At 34.3% G+C, this 21,908-nt stretch carries 18 protein-coding genes; all 18 read right to left on the bottom strand.

Translation table 11 applies throughout. From position 1 onward, the window contains the following. Positions 1-12: 12 nt before the first annotated feature. The 18 genes from prfB to AC1RNS_RS13860 all read right to left on the bottom strand — a co-directional run bounded on the left by prfB (position 13) and on the right by AC1RNS_RS13860 (position 21,908). A protein-coding gene (gene prfB / locus AC1RNS_RS13945; protein ID WP_492993483.1) for a peptide chain release factor 2 occupies positions 13-1,117 on the bottom strand; the annotation gives its coding sequence in 2 pieces (ribosomal slippage) (positions 13-1,041 and positions 1,043-1,117; 1,104 coding nt in all). 147 nt (positions 1,118-1,264) lie between these two features. Beyond that, positions 1,265-1,813 (bottom strand): competence protein ComK, encoded by a 549-nt coding sequence (locus tag AC1RNS_RS13940; RefSeq protein ID WP_492993481.1) that lies wholly within the window; start codon positions 1,811-1,813, stop codon positions 1,265-1,267. Between the two features lie 462 nt (positions 1,814-2,275). After that, positions 2,276-4,786 carry a preprotein translocase subunit SecA gene (gene secA, locus AC1RNS_RS13935; protein WP_492993479.1) on the bottom strand — a complete coding sequence of 837 codons (2,511 nt, stop codon included), beginning with the start codon at positions 4,784-4,786 and terminating at the stop codon, positions 2,276-2,278. Positions 4,787-4,905: 119 nt separating this feature from the next. Further along, complete coding sequence (fliB, locus tag AC1RNS_RS13930; RefSeq protein ID WP_492993477.1) at positions 4,906-6,114, bottom strand: flagellin lysine-N-methylase; 1,209 nt, start codon at positions 6,112-6,114, stop codon at positions 4,906-4,908. A gap of 74 nt (positions 6,115-6,188) precedes the next feature. Next, positions 6,189-6,740 (bottom strand): ribosome hibernation-promoting factor, HPF/YfiA family, encoded by a 552-nt coding sequence (hpf, locus tag AC1RNS_RS13925; RefSeq protein ID WP_283870848.1) that lies wholly within the window; start codon positions 6,738-6,740, stop codon positions 6,189-6,191. 89 nt (positions 6,741-6,829) lie between these two features. After that, positions 6,830-7,210: a PilZ domain-containing protein gene (locus AC1RNS_RS13920; protein WP_492993475.1), complete on the bottom strand. Its 381-nt coding sequence runs from the start codon at positions 7,208-7,210 to the stop codon at positions 6,830-6,832. 213 nt (positions 7,211-7,423) lie between these two features. Continuing rightward, positions 7,424-7,834, bottom strand: a complete 411-nt coding sequence (gene fliS, locus AC1RNS_RS13915; RefSeq protein ID WP_492993473.1) for a flagellar export chaperone FliS — start codon at positions 7,832-7,834, stop codon at positions 7,424-7,426. A 76-nt stretch (positions 7,835-7,910) separates the two neighbouring features. Next, positions 7,911-8,270 (bottom strand): flagellar protein FliT, encoded by a 360-nt coding sequence (gene fliT / locus AC1RNS_RS13910; RefSeq protein WP_492993471.1) that lies wholly within the window; start codon positions 8,268-8,270, stop codon positions 7,911-7,913. A gap of 19 nt (positions 8,271-8,289) precedes the next feature. Beyond that, positions 8,290-10,812 carry a flagellar filament capping protein FliD gene (gene fliD / locus AC1RNS_RS13905; RefSeq protein ID WP_492993469.1) on the bottom strand — a complete coding sequence of 841 codons (2,523 nt, stop codon included), beginning with the start codon at positions 10,810-10,812 and terminating at the stop codon, positions 8,290-8,292. A gap of 22 nt (positions 10,813-10,834) precedes the next feature. Further along, entirely contained in the window at positions 10,835-11,206 is a 372-nt protein-coding gene (locus tag AC1RNS_RS13900) for a flagellar protein FlaG (protein ID WP_492993467.1), read from the bottom strand. Positions 11,207-12,562: 1,356 nt separating this feature from the next. After that, positions 12,563-13,804 (bottom strand): ISL3 family transposase, encoded by a 1,242-nt coding sequence (locus AC1RNS_RS13895; protein WP_492993465.1) that lies wholly within the window; start codon positions 13,802-13,804, stop codon positions 12,563-12,565. Between the two features lie 404 nt (positions 13,805-14,208). Beyond that, on the bottom strand, positions 14,209-15,225 hold the full coding sequence (rfbB, locus tag AC1RNS_RS13890; RefSeq protein WP_492993463.1) for a dTDP-glucose 4,6-dehydratase: 1,017 nt from the start codon (positions 15,223-15,225) through the stop codon (positions 14,209-14,211). Next, the gene (locus tag AC1RNS_RS13885; protein ID WP_492993461.1) at positions 15,226-16,299 is read right to left on the bottom strand and encodes a DegT/DnrJ/EryC1/StrS family aminotransferase; all 1,074 of its coding nucleotides are present in this window, start codon (positions 16,297-16,299) and stop codon (positions 15,226-15,228) included. A gap of 72 nt (positions 16,300-16,371) precedes the next feature. Further along, complete coding sequence (locus tag AC1RNS_RS13880; RefSeq protein ID WP_492993459.1) at positions 16,372-17,232, bottom strand: class I SAM-dependent methyltransferase; 861 nt, start codon at positions 17,230-17,232, stop codon at positions 16,372-16,374. A 23-nt stretch (positions 17,233-17,255) separates the two neighbouring features. After that, positions 17,256-18,455 carry an acyl-CoA reductase gene (locus AC1RNS_RS13875; RefSeq protein WP_492993457.1) on the bottom strand — a complete coding sequence of 400 codons (1,200 nt, stop codon included), beginning with the start codon at positions 18,453-18,455 and terminating at the stop codon, positions 17,256-17,258. A 1-nt stretch (position 18,456) separates the two neighbouring features. Then, positions 18,457-19,512 carry a LuxE/PaaK family acyltransferase gene (locus AC1RNS_RS13870; protein ID WP_492993455.1) on the bottom strand — a complete coding sequence of 352 codons (1,056 nt, stop codon included), beginning with the start codon at positions 19,510-19,512 and terminating at the stop codon, positions 18,457-18,459. Continuing rightward, on the bottom strand, positions 19,509-20,867 hold the full coding sequence (locus tag AC1RNS_RS13865) for an AMP-binding protein (protein WP_492993453.1): 1,359 nt from the start codon (positions 20,865-20,867) through the stop codon (positions 19,509-19,511). The genes AC1RNS_RS13870 and AC1RNS_RS13865 overlap by 4 nt, the downstream gene beginning before the upstream one ends. A gap of 63 nt (positions 20,868-20,930) precedes the next feature. Beyond that, entirely contained in the window at positions 20,931-21,908 is a 978-nt protein-coding gene (locus tag AC1RNS_RS13860; protein WP_492993451.1) for a transketolase family protein, read from the bottom strand.

The following is a 21,908-nucleotide window of genomic DNA, read 5'->3' as shown; positions in this document are numbered from 1 at the left end:
GAAGGGAATTGATTAGCCAATTTTTGAACGTAAGTATGCATTAATGAATAGATCTAAATCGCCATCCATCACTGCACCTACATTACCAGTTTCTTCATTTGTACGATGATCCTTTACCATTGAGTATGGATGGAATACATATGAGCGAATTTGTGAGCCCCAGCCGATTTCTTTTTGCTCACCGCGAATTTCATTTAACTGAGCCTGTTGTTTATCAAGCTCTAATTGATATAATTTACCTTTTAACATTGTCATCGCTTTTTCACGGTTCTTAATTTGTGAACGCTCAGCCTGACATTGTACAATTGTACCAGTTGGGATGTGCGTAATACGGACAGCTGAGTCTGTTGTATTAATATGCTGACCACCAGCACCTGTTGCACGATACGTATCAATCTTTAAATCCTCTGTACGAATATCAATTTCGATATTGTCATCGAATTCAGGCATGACATCGCAAGACACAAAAGATGTATGACGACGACCTGAAGAATCAAATGGAGAAATACGCACGAGACGATGAACTCCTTTTTCAGCCTGTAAATATCCGTAAGCATTATGCCCTTTAATGGACAATGTTACTGATTTAATACCTGCCTCATCACCTGGTAAATAATCCACTGTTTCAACTTTAAAGCCTCGTTTTTCAGCCCAACGTGTATACATACGAAGTAGCATGGATCCCCAGTCTTGAGACTCTGTACCACCTGCCCCTGGATGAAGCTCCAAAATCGCATTATTTTGGTCATATGGGCCACTCAACAACAGCTGTAGCTCAAAATCACCTGTTTTTTGCTGAAATTCTACTAGTTCTTTCCCTAGTTCCTCTTGCAATTCTTCGTCTGGCTCTTCACGTAAAAGCTCTAGCGTCATATCTAAATTCTCATGTGTTTCTACTAAATCTTTATATTCATTGACAATTGCTTTTAAGCCATTTCCTTCATTAATGACAACTTGCGCAGCTTGTTGGTCATCCCAGAAGCCTGGCTCCAGCATCATTTCATCTAATTCCTGAATACGTGCCTCTTTGTTTTCTAAGTCAAAGAGACCCCCTGAAATCCGCCAGTTTTTTGGCTGAAATGTCTAATGCATTACGTACATCTGCTAATTCAATCATTGTTAAATCCTCCGAACATAATTAATGAGGCTATCCTTGAAAAATGTATTTAGAAATACCAATAGCTTTAGCCCCGTATTTTATTATTATAACGTTTTTACGTCAGAAAACATACTTTTTTAGAATATCAGCATGATGTATAACAGTTTATTCAAATTGAACTTCATTCTCATACAAGGTATTGAATGTTGGCATACGTTGAAAGACTTTTACTCGATCATATTGAACATGTAGGTGCTTAGTACGATTCTCCAGTTTATATTTTAATAAAAAGGCTCTTTGAATTCGATATTCAAATACATTCACACTAATGTCTACATCAAAAACATTACCATCCATAAAAAATACTTTTGTGTTATTTTTATCTATAGCTTGATAATCCTCTATATGATGCACAGCAAACCACATACATTCTGGTCGTCGATATGATCTACTTGGAAACCAAACATTATTACTTTGCTCATGAACAATTATAGGATTCTTATTGAGCTTGCCAAGAATCATTTTGGAGCCATCAAAAGCTCCCCTTAAACTAGAGCCAAAATAACGTAAATTAAAGTCCATCAATTTTGTTGGCGGTAATTTCGATATAAATTGATTATCCCTTTCTATTACACGTGTACACAAGTTTCCAAAGGCATCATACACAGGCATATACAGCATCGTTTCACTTCTCATAATGTTCTCTTTATGCATCGATATTCCCCCTTATGAAATTTATGTTTATATTCAGCAGTAAAAGGGAATATACTAAATATATATTGGTATACCCCAATGTATATCCTCGAGACGGTCCCCCAGACTGTTTACTCGAGGATTTTTTTATCCACACATACACCACCCCCTTTTCTTCAAAGAAAGCTTGTTCAAACTAATCAATGACGAGGGAATAAGTTTCCTCTGTTAATATTCCTGCTAGCACTTAATACATCTATTTTATTATCCAAACAGTTACTTTTACTTATAAATTATAGAATTAGAAGATAAAATGTATTTTTTTGTTGAACTAAATCCCTATTGATTTACAGCTATTGTATACCCATATATTTCAATTGTCTATAAATTCTGACTTTTTTCTACTTATTTTCCTTCATTAGCTATTTTTAAATATAGAAAAAGATCATTTTAACCGTGGCTAAAATGATCTTTTTTAAGTAATTATTGACCTGCACCGTGGCAGTTTTTAAATTTCTTACCGCTTCCGCATGGACATAAATCATTACGTCCAATATTTTCAGCTTTACGAACTGGTTGCTTTTTAGGAGCTGAACCGCCATCCTCTTTCGGATTAACAGCTTGACCTTTGGCAACTTCTTCACGCTCTAAATTATTGTGGATTTCTGCCTTCATCGCATATTTTGCTACATCTTCACGAATAGAAGCGACCATATCCTCAAACATAGCAAAGCCCTCTTGTTGATACTCACGAAGCGGGTCGTTTTGACCATATGCGCGAAGATGAATACCTTGGCGCAACTGATCCATTGCATCAATATGATCAATCCACTTTGTATCAATTGAACGTAGTAAGATAACCTTTTCAAATTCACGCATACGCTCTGGTGTAAGATTTGTCTCTTTTTCATCATAACGCACATGTACTGCATCTGAAATCATCTTATTAATATCCTCTGCAGCTTTACCTTGGAAATCATCCGCCTTTAGTCCACCTTCATCAAGCAGATTCGCAGCAACAAAATCTTCAATAGCTTTTAAATTCCAATCCTTTTGCTCGCCTTGCGTAAACATGCCAACCACATTGTCAATTGTCTCTTGAATCATAGACTCAACAAGCACACGCATATTTTCTGTTTCGAGTACATCATAACGCTCTTTATAAATAATCTCACGCTGTTGGCGTAATACATCATCATATTGTAATAAACGTTTACGAGCATCAAAGTTATTGCCTTCTACACGTTTTTGAGCTGATTCGACTGCCTTCGACACAACCTTGGATTGCAACGGCTGTGAATCATCCATCCCAAGTCGCATCATCATGGATTTCATATTATCAGAACCGAAACGTCGCATCAGTTCATCTTCTAGCGACAGATAAAATTGTGTAACCCCTGGGTTCCCCTGACGCCCAGAACGACCACGTAGCTGATTATCGATACGACGAGATTCATGACGCTCTGTACCTATAACGGCTAAACCGCCAAGCTCCATTACGCCTTCGCCTGGTTTAATATCAGTACCACGACCAGCCATGTTCGTTGCGATTGTCACTGCACCCTTTGTACCAGCATTCGCAATAATTTCTGCTTCACGTTCATGGTTTTTTGCATTCAAGACATTATGAGGAATTTTATGTTTATCTAATAAATTTGAAATAATTTCAGATGTTTCAATCGCAACTGTACCAACTAGAACAGGTTGTCCAGCTCTATGACGCTCTGCAATATCTGCTGCTACCGCTTTATATTTCCCTTCCATTGAAGCAAAAATTAAGTCTGGACGGTCATCACGAGCAATCGGCTTATTCGTAGGAATAGCTATAACACTCATATTGTAAATATTACGGAATTCCTCTTCCTCTGTTTTCGCCGTACCTGTCATCCCTGCAAGCTTTTGGTACATACGGAAGTAGTTTTGGAAGGTGATTGTCGCCATTGTCATTGATTCATTTTGAATCTCTACGCCTTCTTTAGCCTCAATGGCTTGGTGTAGTCCATCTGAATAGCGACGACCTTTCATTAAACGACCTGTAAAGCCATCAACAATGACAATTTCGCCTTCCTGTACAACATAGTCCACATCATTATGCATACTTACATGTGCCTTTAACGATTGATTAATAGCATGGTTTAAACGAACATGCGTTAAATCAAATAAATTGTCAATACCAAATGCTTTCTCTGCTTTTTCTACACCAGCATCCGTTAACGTAACGCCTTTTGTCGATTCCTCATATGTGTAATCCGTTTCCGCATTTAACATGCGAACAAACGCATTGGACTGTTTATAAAGCTGGGCTGATTTCCCAGCCTGCCCCGAAATAATCAATGGTGTACGCGCTTCGTCGATTAAAATCGAGTCTACCTCATCGATAACCGCATAATGAAGTGGACGCTGTACACGTTCCTCTTTATAAAGCACCATATTATCACGTAAATAGTCAAAACCCAGCTCATTGTTAGTACTATACGTAATGTCCGCTTCATAGGCCGCACGTTTCTCTTCTTTTGATAGGCTGTTCAAGTTTAAACCAACCGTTAAGCCTAAGAAGTTATAAAGCTCCCCCATTTCTGCAGCATCACGACTTGCTAAATATTCATTGACTGTGACAACATGTACTCCTTTTCCAGTAAGGGCATTCAAATAAACAGCCATTGTAGCCGTTAATGTTTTCCCCTCACCTGTTTTCATTTCCGCAATATTCCCTTCATCTAGCGCAGAAGCACCCATAATTTGAACGCGGAATGGGTACATCTCTAATACACGCTTCGATGCTTCGCGACAAACGGCAAAAGCTTCCGCTCGAATCGAATCTAAATTCTCTCCGTCGGCAAAGCGTTTTTTAAATTCTTCTGTTTTTGCTTGTAATTGATCATCTGAAAGCTGCTCCATTTGAGAAGCAAAGCTCTCTACTTGGTCAGCGATTTTTTCTAATTTTTTTAACTCACGTTTATTGAAATCAAATAATTTATTTAATAGGTTTGCCATGAATTTTTTCACTTCCTATATAGTCTCAAATTTCATTTTACCATTGTGTATAGACATGGTGCAAATTGTCATGCTAAAAAAAGACCTTCTCAAAATTGAGAAGATCATTTTGACATTTATTAATTTTTTAATAATACTATCATATGAGCCATTGTTGAGTATCCGCTCTCTTGAAGCATCTCACGAACATTTTGAAGATAACCGGAATTGTGCTCAATCATTTTGGCAAAAGATTGTATTAATTTTATTACCAATTCAAATGTTAGCCCTTTATGTTGTCCTGCCATCCCTATTAAATGTAACTTAATCATTGAAATATTTAATATTAGCATTACATAACTTTCAAATAAATTAGACTGGTCAAAAGGAAATAGGTTTTTAAAAACATGATTTACGGCATAATTCTCAAGTATGTATTCATGATTTTTCATAAACGGTGAATAGTAATTATCGTAATGTTGTTTATACAATTCTTTTGATTCCTCAATACTCGTTTCATCGTTCAATTTTAAGGCTTCTAACATATCCGTTAAACATTCTAAATATCGTTGGCTTGAAATTCCACCTGTTAATCTATATTTTATAAGTTCTTTTGCCATATTCATTTGAAATGCAAGATTGTGTGGTAAATTCTTCACTAATTCTATTTGGTTATTATCATTTAAAATATTCTTATAACGAAGCATCATTGGCCGTAATTGAGTTGACCATTCTTTCCTTGGTATTTCACATAACTTATGAATAAACATCCCCAAAATAATTAACCGATCTTCGAAAATTTGCATTCGATTTTGCAAAATGTCGATTACAAACAGTCGTATATCCCAAAAATATTGACGCTCATTGGATTGTACATTTTTTACATTAAATTTATTTGTATTCAGCTCCTCTTCATCGATTAAAAAGCCAATACCTTTTTCATTGAGTAAAGTTAAACGTGCAGCCTCTGGACAAGAAAGATTCAAACTTTTCTCTATCCGGGATTCAACATCACTATAGGATCTGGGATATACTGAGCATGTGTTACATAAATACTCTTCACCTAGTTCTATGTGTATTTTGCACCATCCATCCTCTGTCTGCATTGTACATACATTTTTTTCATTCATTTTAATTTTTCCATAATTGAAATCTGATGGCTTTGAGCGCTCGCGAGTTACATTTCTTTTCAATTCTTCCTTTAGTTCAGACTTACTAATATTACGGTATTTTTGAAACGTTTCTTTATCTACAGACACTTTCCAACCTGCACAACAAGTATCTTCACAAGATGCACCTATACACGAAAATATTTTATAATATTCCGGGAATAAGACTTCTCGTTTCATTTAAATCACATCCCATATTAATGTATAGTCTCATCATAAAAGAACCCTCGAAAAAACGAGAGTTCTTCAATATTTCAAGTTGTTTCAATCAAGCCATATTTACCGTCTTTGCGTTTATAGACAATATTCGTGCCATTGGATTCTGCATCTGTAAAGACGTAGAAATCATGACCTAGCATATTCATTTGTAGTACAGCTTCTTCTTGATCCATTGGTTTTAAATCAAATTGCTTTGTACGAACAATTGAGTATTCTTCTTCCTCTGGTACTGCATCTACAGCTGCTTGTGAAGTAGCAAAATAAAGGCCTGCACCCTCGCGCTCACGGAATTTACGGTTTACCTTTGTTTTATGCTTACGAATCTGACGCTCTAATTTATCAACGATTAAATCAACCGCAGCATACATATCATTATGACGCTCTTCTGCACGAAGAGTTAAATTTTTCATTGGAATAGTAACTTCCACTTTAGTCTGTTTGTCATTATAAACCTTTAAATTTACGTTAGCGTTGGCGTTAACATCTTCGTTAAAATAACGTTCAACTTTGTCGATTTTATTCTCTACATACTCTCGAATAGCTGGAGTTACCTCAATATTTTCACCACGAATGTTAAAGTTTAACATGTAAACTCCTCCTTTATAACTGCTATACTATCTAATTCTACACAAGTGTGTGGAATTCCTCTAAATTAATTCTTTTTTTCACAAAAAATTTACGAATTATTTTTAATTTTTGCCTCAGCCGCTTCTTTTTTTCGACGCAATTTTAATTCTTCGACAATCAAATCCTCAACAGCCCCTTGATTATTGAAAAACACACCATATTGCTTGCCGTTTCCAAAAGGGCGACTCCAAATGATTTCTCCATAAGCACGTACTTCTCTAGTATCAAGCACAAAACGGAGATCCAAAGGAGGAGGATTAACACCCAAATCCACCTCAGTAAACATCTTTAAACCACGTGGACTAATATCAAGCAACTCAGCCATGGCTGTTTGCTCTTGATTGATCCTGCCATCCTCATATATAGCAAAAGTCATTGTAATCGGTTCTTCGAATTTAAAGCGAAAACCTTCTTGACGCTTAAATATCATATTCCCACCCCAATATTATTCAAAACATATAGTTAGCTTGATTATGACACGATGCATGTTTTACATCTAGAGGGAATAAGTAACATATTTTACCGCTTTAAGCCCTAATTTATGACTAATCAATCAGTATTCCCAAGTAAAATATGAAACCCTCGTGTGCCGTCTTCTCACAAAGAAAAGAGACCATCATCATACGATGGCCTCTAAGTTTGTCTAAATTTGTCCGTTGTTTCCCTGACCAAATTGCTGCTGTCGATTAATGCGGATAACTTCCTTCCAAGTATCACGGAATTCCGTCATTAAACCTTCAACCTCTTCAATAATCGTCACATCATTTTGAATATTTGCTTCGACTAAACGATGATTCATATACTCGTAAAGAGGGAGCATTTGCTTTGAAATGTCAATGTCCATATTTAATGTAGACATCAGCTCTGCAATAATTGCCTGCGTCTTTTGAAGATTTGTGTTTTTGTCTTCAATATTCTTTTCTTCAATCGCAAGTTTTGCCTTACCTAGAAACTTCAGACATCCATTATAAAGCATTAACGTTAGCTCACCAGGGGAAGCAGTGGTTACACTATTTTGTTTGTATGCATTTTGCGCTGTTAAATTTGCTGCCAATAAAGGACAACTCCTTTTAAAGGTTACTTAATTACTAGTTTAAACCATTTTACGAAGAAAAGCTAATGGATAAATGTTAATTCTTTTTGTCATAATACATCCCATCCATCACACGAACATTCGAATATGGATTGAAGTATTGCTGTTCACTTTTTTTCGTTTTTTGTAGGTTTGCCATATCTTGTTTTACAGCGTTCATCACAGCAACCAAACGCTCTTTAATCCCATTATCTAATTCAAGCAATGTCCGATGAACACGATTTTGTTCATCAAAACGAAAACATTCATGAATTAAATCTTGAATAATATTACCACGTTTTTCCAAAAGGCTGTTAATTGTATCAATGTACTCGTCCCGCTCTTCACCTTTAGGAATGTCACCTAGATGCTTAAATAAATTAGCTGATACTTGTAAAAGTTGATCTGTCAGTAGCATATAATTCTCCTACTCTAGTCTATTGTTGTTGCATAAACATACTAGATTGCTGATTTGCTCTATTAATGGCTTGCTCCATGGCTGTGAATTGTTTCCAGTAACGAGCCTCTACATTTTCTAGTTTTCTTTTCCAAGTATCAATTCGACTTTCAGTATCAATTAAATTCTTACCGATTGTATATTGATTGTCAGTCATAGTAGAACGACCAGCTTTTTTCTCTACATTAATCTCTAATGATTTCATAGCACCAAATCTTAATTTATCAAAATAGCCACGTGTATCCACAGTCTTACCATTTACTATATCTTTCTCTTTGCCTTCGCTATTTTTAAAGAGTTTCTCTACTGCTTCAGGATTTTCTTCTAATGCTTTTTTTAATTTTTTTTCATCAATTTCTAATGTTCCACCATCGTTATAATTTTTTGTTGTAGTAATACCGATACTAAAAAGCGTATTGTATTTAGAATCATCAATAGCTGGATTAGCTTGATAGATTAAAGATCTCATGTCTGATAAGCCATTTCGAATAATAGTATCATTTCGAAGTAAACCACTCTTTGCTTTTTCTTCCCAAAGCTTAATTTCGTTCTCAGACATATTTTCTTTCTGTTCACTAGTTAATGGTGAAAAACCTTTATATTTTGTTTGTTTTAATTGATCATTTAAATCTTTAATTAAACCATTATATGTTGTAACAAATTCTTTTATTTTATTCATTATGTCATCAACATTTGTTGTTGATGACATAGTAACAGGTTGTTCTTTAGGAGCGGAGGTTATAACATCGTCTTTTAAAGTTCCGTCTGTATTTAAAATACCTGCAGAGTTTGCATCTTTTTCAGCTGTATTTTTAGTAGTTTCAGCTTCTATAAGCCTATTTTGAGCAGATTTTAACTCAGTATCAGCATTCAAATATTCTGAACGAAGTATATTTTGCTCTGCTAGTGCGAAAAAATTATCTTTTTGTTCTGGTGTTAGTTCATTCCAAATTTCTGTTTGTTTTTCAGTTAAATCACTAACATTTTTCTCTCCACTATTTAATTCATTTAATAATTTATCACCAAATTGATAGTATTTTTGCTTCAAGTCATCGGCTTGTGCCTTTTGTTGGTAAATTGCTATAGTTGCTGAATCAGTAGCTAATAAGTTTGTTAAATCATCTTTACTTAGAGATTTTAATGCTTCCTTTACCTCATTTGAAAAATCAGCATTATTGTCAATATCTTGATGAATTTTTTGTATTGAATCATCACTATTATATGAAAAATTCTTCAATGCATTAATTGCAGTTGCATCAAAATCTTTTAATTTTGTACCATACTTTTCGTAGTTTGCTTGAACTTTAAAATCGGTCAATTGCTGTGTATTTAACGAAGATAAACTTTGTAAATTTTCATCTGATAGAGTTTTCAATTTAGCTTTACTTTCTTCGCTTAAATTACTTCCATCTATTGCTGACTTAATATCTGATGCTGATTGACTAGGAGTTATATTATTTATAAAAGTAATCTCTTCATCAGATAATTCTCTCCAAAAATCACTATCCAATTTACGGTAATCCTCTTGCTGTGACAAAGTTAATGTATTACCAAATGCTGATACATAGGCATTATTATGATTATCTGTATAATTTGTGATATTATTAGAGCCAAAATAATTTATTTTCTTTGTATTATAGTTAGATTGTTTATTTGTTAAATATATTTTTGCGTTTTCTAACTCTATAACAGCCGATTTATATTTATCCGCAGTTGTTTGGACGCTATTAAACGCCTGCTTCAAAGTAACATTGTAACCTGAAATCGTAAATGTATTTGTTGAACGCTCTGTAGTTATACCATTCACAGTAAAAATAGCATTTTTACCATCTGTTGTTTGAAATTTACTAGTTTCATTACCATTTGCATCCTTAAAGAAACCCAAATTTTTGAAGATATCCTGACCGCTAACAATTTGAATTTCTTCTCCGTCTTTAATATCTCCAGTGTTTTTAGCTGTAAAGGAAAAACGTCCATTTTCAAAGACAGCACTAATTCCTGCACTACTAGTATTTACTTTATTAATGAACTGATCCACTGTCATATCAGAAGTAACTTCAATTTTTGTTGCTTTCTCAGCTAATTTGCCATTGCTTTGAATCGCCTTAACCTCAATAACTCCAGTTGCCCCTAAATCAGCCATCTTTGTAGAACCAATAGCATTTACTTGATTTCCAAGGGAACGTGCAGCTGTTGCAAGTTGTGAAACTCCTTCTATTGATAGAGCCCCAGCCGCTTGACCTGTTGCTATAGCTGATACTAAGTTGGAATTTGAACTAGTAGCAGTTTTTGTAATAAAGCTTTTAAGAGCAAAATTATCTGAAATATAAGTATCAAATGTTTTAAGTTTTGTGTTTACACCACGATATGCATCACGTTGCCATTCATACTTTTGCTTTTGTTGAAACAATTTATTTAATGGTGCTCTTTCTGCAGTCATTATTTTTTTTACTAACTCGTCGATATCCATCCCTGAAGCTAATCCACCGATTCTATTAACCATTTTATATTCCTCCTATATTTTCTTATATCTTTTCGTCTACTATCATACCCAGTAACTTTTGCATCTCATAAAATGCATCTAAAAGTTTTTTTGGGGGTATCTCTTTTACAACCTCTTCTGTTTGCGTATCTACAACTTGCACAAAATAACGGTCTAAACCGTCATGTAAAACAAATTTAGACGTATTATGATTTATGTGTAAAAACTCATTTATTGCATCTATTGCTTGTTGCATTTTTTCTTTTGGAATTTCTTTTTCCTCGCTTGTATTTACGCTCTCACTAATTGGTTGTGTCATCGATAATTTGGAATTTTCTTTTACATTCCCTAAATTAGACGTATTGGATGACGTATTGACAATATCAGTTGATTGTCCCTGAGCTGTAATACGCATGAACTCAACCTCCTAAACTTTTCATATTCTTATAGATATTATCGGTAGCTTTTTGGAATGTTTCACTTTTTTAGATTGAAGTATTTTCAAGAATATAAATAAGCTCACTAATTTAAGAATAATAATTCCTTAATTTACTGACCTACTCTAATTATTAGCTTTTATAATTACCCGTTAAAACAGATATCTATACATGGATCTAAGTCAAGATTCTGGACACACAAAAGTTAAGTTTTTGGTTTATGGCAACCACTATTTATGGAGTGTTCCCTCTCTCGTGTAGCCAGACAAAGCAAAAAGAGCCTTTGACAGACTACATGGAATGAAGAGCGAAAAATTCATGGTGGTTGCTCTAAAAATATGAAGGAGGAAGATTCCTTAAAACACTAAGTTTTAAGCATCAACTCATACTTTCGCATTCATCAGGCGTTACAAAGACTATGGCACAAAGAATTAGTTTGTGATTGTACCAAACCTACAATGTATTTAAATAGTGCAACTCTAGCTGTTTCATAATTTTAGAATATTCGATATATGTCGCATATTCATACCTAAATCTGTATGAGTGAATAATCCTGGGGTTGGAATTTGTGCTTGTACAGTGTATCCAATGCTTTAACGACAGAAATATGACCATTTCCCCACCAAATTTATACCCTACTATTTTTTGAATGTAAACCAAGAACTGTCACCAAGTCCTTGAGTAACTGTGCATGGATTTTCAGCGCACATATCATCCATCACTCTCTTTATGAATGGCGTAAATACGCTCAGTAATTTTTTAATTTTCAATTTCATAAACATTAAGTTTCTTATGAGAAGATTGGTAATGCGTACTTTGGGGTTCCTAAATACGCGACATATTAGTTGAATAGCCTAGTATCCCCTTTCATTTTCAATATGGTCAATGAGCTCTTTTTCTGTTACTTTATTCGAGAATATAGTCATAACCTTTTTAAGAATTCAATCTCCTGTTATAGTCGAAGAATTCCTTTTTCGATTATAGAAACTTCGGCAGTAGTTAATCCTTTTGTACCTTCAAATGGAGAGTGTAACTTAATCCTTGTATAATTAGTTACTACAGAAACACCATATTCGCTAGACAGTTGAAAGACCGGTGTACCAGAGCGGTAGAGCACTACATCAGTTTGTATTCTTTATTATATCGTTTTTTAACTCATAAAAAGACACCTTATCACTTGGTTATAATAGTACTTACTTACACAAGGTGTGTCCATTAACTATCCTACATCAATAAATATTAGGAGTTATGAATTAAGTTTAAACATATTTTAAGTTGTTTATGTAATAAAGTTTTTTCTTTAATTATGGCTCTTCACCAAAACATGTGCTTGACTAAGAGCCATACTGAATCCATTCGGCATTGCATTCTAGTAAAATTGTCTCTTTATAGTGCTGCGGATTGCGCGTGAAAAAATGGCGTCTTTGCAGCGCTTTAATGAGATTATTTTTCCCTTCTACTGCCGCATTAGTAAAGCGTAATTGATGATAATTACAGATTTCTTCTTGCCAATTGCGCATCGTTAACAGACAGGATTCCACGGCTGGATGCTTGATTGTCGTACCTTGCGCCAACCAACGTCCGAAGCCTTTTTTCGCCAGTTCATACGTGGAACTACAGTCGTACCATTCAATAAAGGCTTCTTTCCAACTGTAGACTTGATGCAGGATTTTGGCGTATTGAAGCAGTCGGTGTAGGCTATTTTTTTCATCATTCTTCAATTGATCACGTCGTTTACCAAGAATTCGGAAGTGTTGCTTAAGGTCCTTTTTAGCATATGGTGCTAGCTGCTTTTGAACGGATTTTCGTACGGCTTGAAGCGCTTCAGTTACGTAACGATTGACATGATAACGATCGGCAATACGAATCGCTGCAGGATACATCTTTTTCGCAAACGTATGATAGGCCTTTGCCAAATCCATGACAATCGCGACAGGCTTCAGTGCACAAAGAGTAGATTGTGTATTGAAATAGGCGTGTAATTCCTCGATTCTTCGTCCAGGAATAATATCTAAAAATGTGCCACCACGTAAATCATGGAGACCCGTGTTATACGTATGCCCTTTACGAATGGCAAAATCATCAATGCCTAGCACGAGATTGTGACACGCCAATGCTTTTTTCTGACAAGTTTTTTGGACACATGTGGCTTCCTCCATTTTCCATGAACGGACGATACGCGCAACGGTTGTAGCAGGTGTGTTTGCCACACGTGATGTATGCGTGATTGTAGCGCCGATTGCCTGCTTCGGCAGCGTGGCTTCAAATGCCTTTGTGTATCGTTTTTTCGGTGCCACACACTCATATGCCCACACAAAATGTGCAAAACAAGCTGTACATGACATACGAATGGCAGGTAAGTTCAAGTAAACAGGGCAACCAAACGCTTCGAGATGCCGCACTTTTCGAACATAGCCGATTCCGCGACGAGTCGTATTTTCAAATGCACAAATTGGACAAGCCTGTTTAGATTTAATTGGCATGACATCCATGAAAATTTGGTGATTTATTTTAGTGGTTGCGATAATTTTTAGTTCTGGTAAATCCCATAAATCCTTGATAGAATAAGAGTGCATCTGTATACCTCGCTGTGTTGTTTGGTCGTACTCTCAACTCTAGCGGATACAGATGTTTTTTTGTATTCTTTTTTAGCAAGAACAGATTTTGGTGTTGAGCCTTAATTATAGAAGAATTAATTTTTGAAACATTTCCCTTTGTCACAATTAACAATTTACCTAACAAAGGAAAAATGCTAAAAAATATATAAAAGATATTTTCCCAATCATTATTGTTTTATAATAACAGTATATTTGATGTATATCCAAAAAATAAGTTAGTTCTGGACTGTTGAGATTTGCACAAATCCTTTACAAACAGATACGCTTCCTTTAATTAATTTAAATCTGGACAAGGCTTTCTTTTATATCTAATCGTTTTAGTTCACTAAAACGATAGTCATCATGTGAAGAAAGTTTAATAATTAAACGTTTAAATAGTAGTTTACTGTCTTGCGTAAATTTGCATTAAAATTATTTGAAGCCTTCCAATTAAGCTCACATTCGATTTTACTCGCATCAATTGCATATCTAAAATCATGACCAACCCGATCCTCTACAAATTCAATTAAATCTTTGAAAGAAACAAGACCATATTCTGATAATTTATGATTCATTTCTTTATCTAAGATTTCACAAATAGCAAGTACAATTTCAAGATTTGTCTTCTCATTATAACCACCAACTAGGTAGGTTTCACCTGCTTGTCCTTTATGAAAAACCAAGTCAATTGCAGCGCAATGATCTTCTACAAATAACCAATCTCGTATATTTACCCCTGTTCCGTAAATAGGAATATTTTGACCTAATATTGCTTTTCTAATAATAGTAGGAATTAGTTTTTCTTCATGTTGCCTTGGTCCAAAATTATTCGAACAATTAGTAGTAACAACATTCATGCCATATGTATGATAATAACTACGCACTAACATATCAGATGCTGCTTTACTTGCTGAATAGGGGCTATTTGGAGCATAAGGCATATCTTCAGTGAAATAGCCTTCTGCTCCAAGTGTTCCGTAAACCTCATCCGTCGATACATGATGAAAACGTGCATGTTCAAATTGTTTTTTATAGCAATTAGGTGCCTTCATCCACAAATTCCGGGCTACCTCCAGTACTATAAAACTCCCATTCACATTTGTATTTATAAATGTACCGGGATTTTTAATAGAATTATCTACATGTGATTCAGCTGCAAAATGAATAACACTATCAAATTGATATTTGTTAAAAAGCTCTATAATTAGATTTTTGTCACAAATATCCCCATGTTCAAATCGATAATTTGGATGACTTTCTATTTTGGTTAAGTTTTTTAAATTCCCTGCATATGTAAGTAAATCTAAGTTAACAATTTCAATAGATGGATATTTTTCCATCATATAAATAATAAAATTAGAGCCAATAAAACCTGCTCCTCCAGTTACCAACAATTTCACTTACAAAGCCTCCTTTATAATCAAAGCAATTTTTTCAACTTCTTCAATTTCTAAGCCATAATACAAAGGTAAACATAAAATTTTAGAAGAAATATTTTCAGAAATTACACACTTTGATGATTCTGATAAATATGATAAGTTGTTCAAACTTGGATAAAAATAACGTCTAGTTTGAATTTTCTTCTCAATTAATGCGATTTGTACTCTCAATAATTCCTTTTCATCTTTTAATAAAATTGGATAATATGCATAATTGTATTTTGTATATTTTAGTAAAGTCGGTCTTTCAATTAAGCCTAATAAATACTTATCATAGCATTTGGTTATATTTTTTCTGTTTTCAATAATTTTATCAACATAGGGTAAATTACATAACCCCATTGCAGCATGGAACTCTGAATTTTTTGCATTGATACCAGGAATAAAATAATTATCTCCTTCAATACCAAAATTTAGAAGCAATCTAATTTTCTTATCAATTATTGGTCCAACATTATTTATAATTCCTCCACCTTCAACAGAATGGAAGAGTTTAGTTGCATGGAAACTCAGAGTGGAAATATCCCCATACTCTAGGATAGATTTGCCTTTATAATTAACACCAAAAGCATGTGCAGCATCATAAATCACTTTAAGATTGTATTTTTTCGCTATTCGCTCGATTTTTTCTATATCACAAGGAACCCCATAAACATGAGTCGCTAGAATAGCAGATGTTTTATCAGTTATTGCTAACTCTATCTTCTCAGCATCAATACATAGTGTGTCTGGCCGTATATCAACATAAATAGGTGTACAATTTTCCCAAATTATAGAAGTTGTGGTTGCAACAAAGGAAAAAGGGGTAGTAATTACCTCTCCTTTTAAATCAAGGGCTTTAATTGCTAATTGAAGAGCAATTGTACCGTTCGTTACAAAATGTAATGATGAAACACCTAAATATTCTTGAAGTTTATCTTCTAATTCTTTTACTAGAGGACCATTATTAGTTAACCATTTATTCTCCCAAATAGAAGAAATCTTTTTTTGATAATCTTCCTTTTTAGGCATAAATGGTTTATTTACCAAAATCATAACACCCCACTCTTTCTCGTAAAATTCTAATATCTCTAAATTAGTAAACTTTATTATTAAAATCTCTTTTACCTAAACCTGTGAGTCACCTATTTCTTCATCTCCCCTTCTGCTCATTACTGAAGATATACCGTTACGATAAGGGTTATTTTTCCAATAATCCATAAAACCGTCTTTATAAAACAAAGAATATGAATCTAATAAACTCTTTTCAAAAGTTATTTTAGACTTAAAGAAGAACCAAAATTGTGAATTTGGATGGTATAAACTACACTCAAATCCCCATTTTTTAAATAAAATCTCCATGGATTTATTAGTATACAGCGCTACATGTACCGGTTCCAAATAGAACCAACTAGGATCCTTTGGAATTTCTTCAGCAATAAGAGTATGTAAAACCAAAACCCCATCTTCGCTTAAAAGATTTATAACTTCATCTAACTTATCAATCACACAAAAGTGTTCAAAGACTGAAGTTGTAATCACAACATCGAAAAACCCCTTTTTTAATTCTTTATCATCTAAATAAGCACTATCACCCATATATTTATCATATTTTTCTACTTTCATTTCATTTTGTTCATAAATATAGTCACATAATTTTCCATCACCACATCCATAATCAACCCACTTACCTTTCGAATAATTTAGTACACCCTTTTTCTCTAATATACCTAAAATATCACTTTGGTTATTTAAACGTTGAATCCATCTCGGATCCACACTATTAGAATTCGAATGTTGATAGGTATTATGTGCCTCTATATTCAATTCATTCCACAACTCTTCATTCATTTCACAAACAGTTTTAGAACAAACAAATCCACAAGATTTACATTTAATATACTCCACTTCTCCTAAGATTTTCATTTTGAAATCTTTTGTAAAAAAAAACTCTACTTCTTCTCCACAAACTTGACATGTTTCTAACATTTTTATCTCAACTTTCTATACAATTAGATTTTTATAAATACTTCCCTCGTAAATGTATTTAAAAGGCTTTGTCCATCCCATACGTCGTTAAAATCAAGAGCTTGTCCAATTGGCACAATACGGTCAATACCACGAGTTGAAATGTTTTCTACTAATTCAATTAGTTCGTCACGCTCAAAGCCGAAATACGAAATCGTTTGATCTTTATCAATTACTATTGGAGAAAAATCACTTAACTTCACTACATCGTACTCAAAAAACAGACCACCACCACAATGACGCTCCCTAGCCACAGCAGACACATCATGTAGCTGTATGCGAGTGAAATAATTTTGCGTACTTATTTTACATACTTGCGTATCTGCTGCTAGCCATAAACTTGTCGTATATTTGAGCACTTGCGTCGCAGCCATCTGCTTATACTGCTTTTCTTGTATTTTTCTTTCAAATCTTGACCAAAACCTAATTTTTGCCGGCTCTATTTGCTCTCCACTCCATACAACAAGGCGCGGAGAGGAGCAAGCCATTTGATCAAACCAAAATATATCGTTATAAAAACGATCAAGTAATCCGTCTAATTGAGTATCATCTAATAACATGAGAGCCTCACTACATATTGCAGTCAATGAAAAACGATCAGGAAAGGCAATTTCATTTGCCAAGGGCGCTAAAGGAATATGGCGAATAGCTTTTATCGTATCGTCTCCACCCCAAATGATACGTGTATCACAAGCCTGGCTTAGATTTTCTGTTATTTCCTCATCATGACCATATGTACATATTATCGTCCGTTTCGCAATATTTTCAAATGATTCAATTGCCAATGTTTCAACGATGGTCTCTAGCAATATATTCAAACCATTTTGCTCCTTACTAGAAATACGGATAATATTTCGATTCCCTGCTAAAAGTGACAGCAACCATGAATAAACAAAAATTGTATCCACATTTGAAGGAGCGATATGAAATGCAGTACCACGTGCTAAAATAACATTATTTTCATTTCTACGCATCCACTCTTGACGCATTTTTTCTATATTTGCTTTCCGTAACCAGTAACCTAACGCAACAATCTCTGGCATTTCACGCATGTGCACAAAACGTTTTGACAGAACTTTTATAAAATCTAAAAGTTCTTTATCAAAAGGCTTATATGGCGCTAGCTTATTCATTCGTATTAATGCTTCATTAAATTCAACTTCTTGTGGCCAAAATAACCGCATCCTAACGTCCCCCTTGAAATGTATCACTGCATCCACGTAATTCAGCTTTGGGTATTCGCCCCACTACCCTAAAATATTTACCTTTCCAACCACAGGGACAATCATCTTCACCCAAAATTGTCCCTAAATCCTCTGTTAAAAGTGAATGCCCTGGATAGCTTTTAGGAAGTTCACTCAATACTTGAATCAATCCTTGTTCTCCAGTTTTTATAGGTTCAAATGTTATCGGATCACGAATAATAATATCCGCATAACTAGGCGTATGTAAATGTCCTACATTACACTCCACAAATATTGAACCGATTTGCTCTACCATACCGTAATAATTATGCACTTTTTGAATTCCAAGTTGCTTCTTAAGCAAACGATTAAATGTCAATGTATCTACTGCTTCATCATTGAGCTTCTTCCAACCACCACCATGGATTAAAATGCTATCTCCAAAATCAAGATGTATTCTGCGTGACACTACTTCCTTATAAACGTATTGCCAAATCATAAAAGTAAAACCAAACAATAGAATTCGCTGCCCTTTAAATTCCTTCAGATATGCTTGTAATCCCTTAATATCCAAGCTCATATCATCATTTAACGCATAAAAATGCTTACGCCCAAAATTCGCAAATCCCAAAATTCCAGCACCACGTGCACTAAACGATTTGCGATTCTTCAAGACAGACTTTGTATCAAAAATAATCATCGGATGACGGTTTTCCCCAAGCAACGGCTTCATCACTTCTACAAGAGTTTTCGTTTGCGCAATTGATGTTTCCTTATCTAAATAAATTTTTGAAACTTGTTGTCCGGTTGTACCACTTGAAGTCAATACTTTTACAATATCCTCTTTTGAAACTGATACTAAATCCATCAATTTAAATAATTGCACAGGTAAAAATGGCACATTTTCTAAAATTTCTGCCTCCACTTGCATATCATTTTTCATCAAAATTGCGCGATAAGCATCATTTTTTATCATATGCCACTTCGTTAATTCATTCAATTTTGCTAATAATCTTACTCCTTTTTCATCCTTCTTTAAATGATAAGGGATTGTCATAAACAGATCTCCTTCAATTTCACATAATCTATTTTTCCACTTGCTAAACGTGGGAGCTTCTCAAGTACCTCTACTTTGTATAAGGTACGATGCAATTTGTAAAGTTTCTCAACACTCTCTTTTACTTTCAATATATACTCTTCTAATTCTATTGCAATGATTAATATATCGTCATTCCCTGTACAAGCAATTGTTACATTAACTTCCGTTTCAAGCTTCTGCTCTACCTCATCTAAGTTAATACGGAGTCCAAATAATTTGATAAAACGTTTTACTCTACCAATAATCTTGTAATAGCCGTCTTTATCCACCATCGCAATATCACCAGTATGTAAAACACCATTCATTTCATCACCCTTAGCCAGATCCTCAAAACATTTTGCATAACCCATCATAACATTTGGACCCTTGTATATAAGTTCCCCTGTTATTTCGTCCACTAACAACTGACCATCTGGAATCGCAATACCGATGGAATCTGTCTTTTTTAGGATATGCTCATGTGGAATATACGATATACGCGGAGACGCCTCAGTCTGACCATACATAACAAAAAAACGTTTATTGTATTCTTTTGCATACTCTCCAAATGCCTTTACGAGCTTTTTATTTAAACGACCACCTGCTTGCGTTAGTGTTTTTAAATGTGGCAAATTCATTTTCATAAAGCCGATCCGTTGTAACATTTGATATGTAAATGGAACGCCAGCAAGTGAAGTCGCCTTCTCTTTCTGCAAAAAATCCCAAAATGACTTTTCCATTACGCTTTCATCTGTTAGTAACAACGTTGCACCAGCTTGTAGGTGACTGTTTACAATTGATAAACCATAAGAGTATGACATTGGAAGATTCATCACAGCTAACTCATTTTCATCGATTTCTAAATATTTAACTATTGATTCAGCGTTAGACTGAATATTGTCGTATGATAATCGAACAAACTTTTGACTACCTGTTGTTCCAGAAGTACTTAAAAGAACAGCTAGATTCGGATGAATTACCATATTTATTTCTTCTTCTCGAACAAGCACATCTTTTAGATTTAAGTACCCTTTCATTTTCGCAAGGCCGACAATCCATTTAGGTTGATAAATTAAAGTTATATTTTGTAATAACTCTTCATTCGTATTAGCACTTACTAGCATCACAGTATGTCTGTCTTGTAACGCAGCAGTATATGCAGCTAATATTTCAACGGTATTTTGACAAACAATTAAAATAAGTTCCTTTCGCTTACTTTCAAATGAAAATTGCATAGATAATTCCCTTAATTGTTTATATGTTACAGTTTGACACTGTGAAATTATCGCTAATTTTTCCGAGTCAAAAAAGTCGAAAAAATACAAAAAAATCACTCCTAACTACTGAAAAAAGTATGATATATGTACCATACTTTTTCTATTAGAATACCTTAATTATTATAAATTTAATTTTTCTAGCATTTTCTCAATCGAATTCACAATTTCATTCGAAGACAATCCGTAATATTCTAGCATTTCTTCATAAATACCTGCCTTACTATAGTCACTAGGTAACCCCAATATTAAGTGTGGAGGTCTACTTTGCATTTCTACACAAGTTTCTGCTATAGCACTGCCTAATCCTCCTACTTTACAGTGTTCTTCGACAGTAACTATTAGTTTTTTATTCTCACATAATTGTTTAATTTTCATATGGTCTAGAGGTCTAATTGTATGCATATTTATTACTTCAACCGAAATTCCTTTATCTTCAAGAATATTAGCTGCTTTAATGGCTTCCTCTATAATTGTTCCCGTTGCAATAATTGCAATATCATATCCTTGTTTTAAAGTGATTGCTTTTCCAATCTCAAACTTGTAATCTCCATCATATATAATCGGGGAAGGGGCACCACCTGTTAGACGAAGATAAACTGGTTCTGTAAAATTATCTAATGCTTCTAGTACTTTCAATAACTCTAAACTATCTGCTGGAGAAATAATAGCAATATTAGGAATTGAACGTATAACTGCAATATCTTCAAAACTACAGTGCATATTACCTATCATACCTAATACTACTCCGCTAGATAACCCAACCATGCGTACATTCTGTTTCATTTCTCCTATATTCATTCTAATTTGTTCTAAACATCTTAACGTATGAAAGGGAGCATATGTCGTTGTGTACACTTCAAAGCCTTCACTTGAAAGGCCAGCAGCCACACCAATCATGTTTTGTTCAGCAATTCCGATATCAATAAATTGATTCTTATATTGCTTTCTGTAACGATCTAATCCAGCTGGTATGGATACATCTGCTGTTATAACTATTAGATTAGAATTTTTTTGAGCTTTTTCTAACATAGCCATTCCAAACGTACCCCTTTGTCCCATACGAGCTAATCGTTTAACATTCATACTTAAAATATTCAT

The organism is Lysinibacillus sp. GW821-FHT14F06, from assembly GCF_058803665.1.
This window is presented reverse-complemented; position numbering and strand designations above follow the sequence as displayed.

Coding starts and splice junctions, on each gene's coding strand:
- AC1RNS_RS13940 (WP_492993481.1), bottom strand. CDS start 1,813: ATGCATAAAGAGAACATTATGAGAAGTGAAACGATGCTGTATATGCCT.
- secA (WP_492993479.1), bottom strand. CDS start 4,786: ATGGCAAACCTATTAAATAAATTATTTGATTTCAATAAACGTGAGTTA.
- fliB (WP_492993477.1), bottom strand. CDS start 6,114: ATGAAACGAGAAGTCTTATTCCCGGAATATTATAAAATATTTTCGTGT.
- hpf (WP_283870848.1), bottom strand. CDS start 6,740: ATGTTAAACTTTAACATTCGTGGTGAAAATATTGAGGTAACTCCAGCT.
- AC1RNS_RS13920 (WP_492993475.1), bottom strand. CDS start 7,210: ATGATATTTAAGCGTCAAGAAGGTTTTCGCTTTAAATTCGAAGAACCG.
- fliT (WP_492993471.1), bottom strand. CDS start 8,270: ATGCTACTGACAGATCAACTTTTACAAGTATCAGCTAATTTATTTAAG.
- fliD (WP_492993469.1), bottom strand. CDS start 10,812: ATGGTTAATAGAATCGGTGGATTAGCTTCAGGGATGGATATCGACGAG.
- AC1RNS_RS13900 (WP_492993467.1), bottom strand. CDS start 11,206: ATGCGTATTACAGCTCAGGGACAATCAACTGATATTGTCAATACGTCA.
- AC1RNS_RS13895 (WP_492993465.1), bottom strand. CDS start 13,804: ATGCACTCTTATTCTATCAAGGATTTATGGGATTTACCAGAACTAAAA.
- AC1RNS_RS13885 (WP_492993461.1), bottom strand. CDS start 16,299: ATGATTTTGGTAAATAAACCATTTATGCCTAAAAAGGAAGATTATCAA.
- AC1RNS_RS13880 (WP_492993459.1), bottom strand. CDS start 17,232: ATGTTAGAAACATGTCAAGTTTGTGGAGAAGAAGTAGAGTTTTTTTTT.
- AC1RNS_RS13875 (WP_492993457.1), bottom strand. CDS start 18,455: ATGCGGTTATTTTGGCCACAAGAAGTTGAATTTAATGAAGCATTAATA.
- AC1RNS_RS13870 (WP_492993455.1), bottom strand. CDS start 19,512: ATGACAATCCCTTATCATTTAAAGAAGGATGAAAAAGGAGTAAGATTA.
- AC1RNS_RS13860 (WP_492993451.1), bottom strand. CDS start 21,908: ATGAATATTTTAAGTATGAATGTTAAACGATTAGCTCGTATGGGACAA.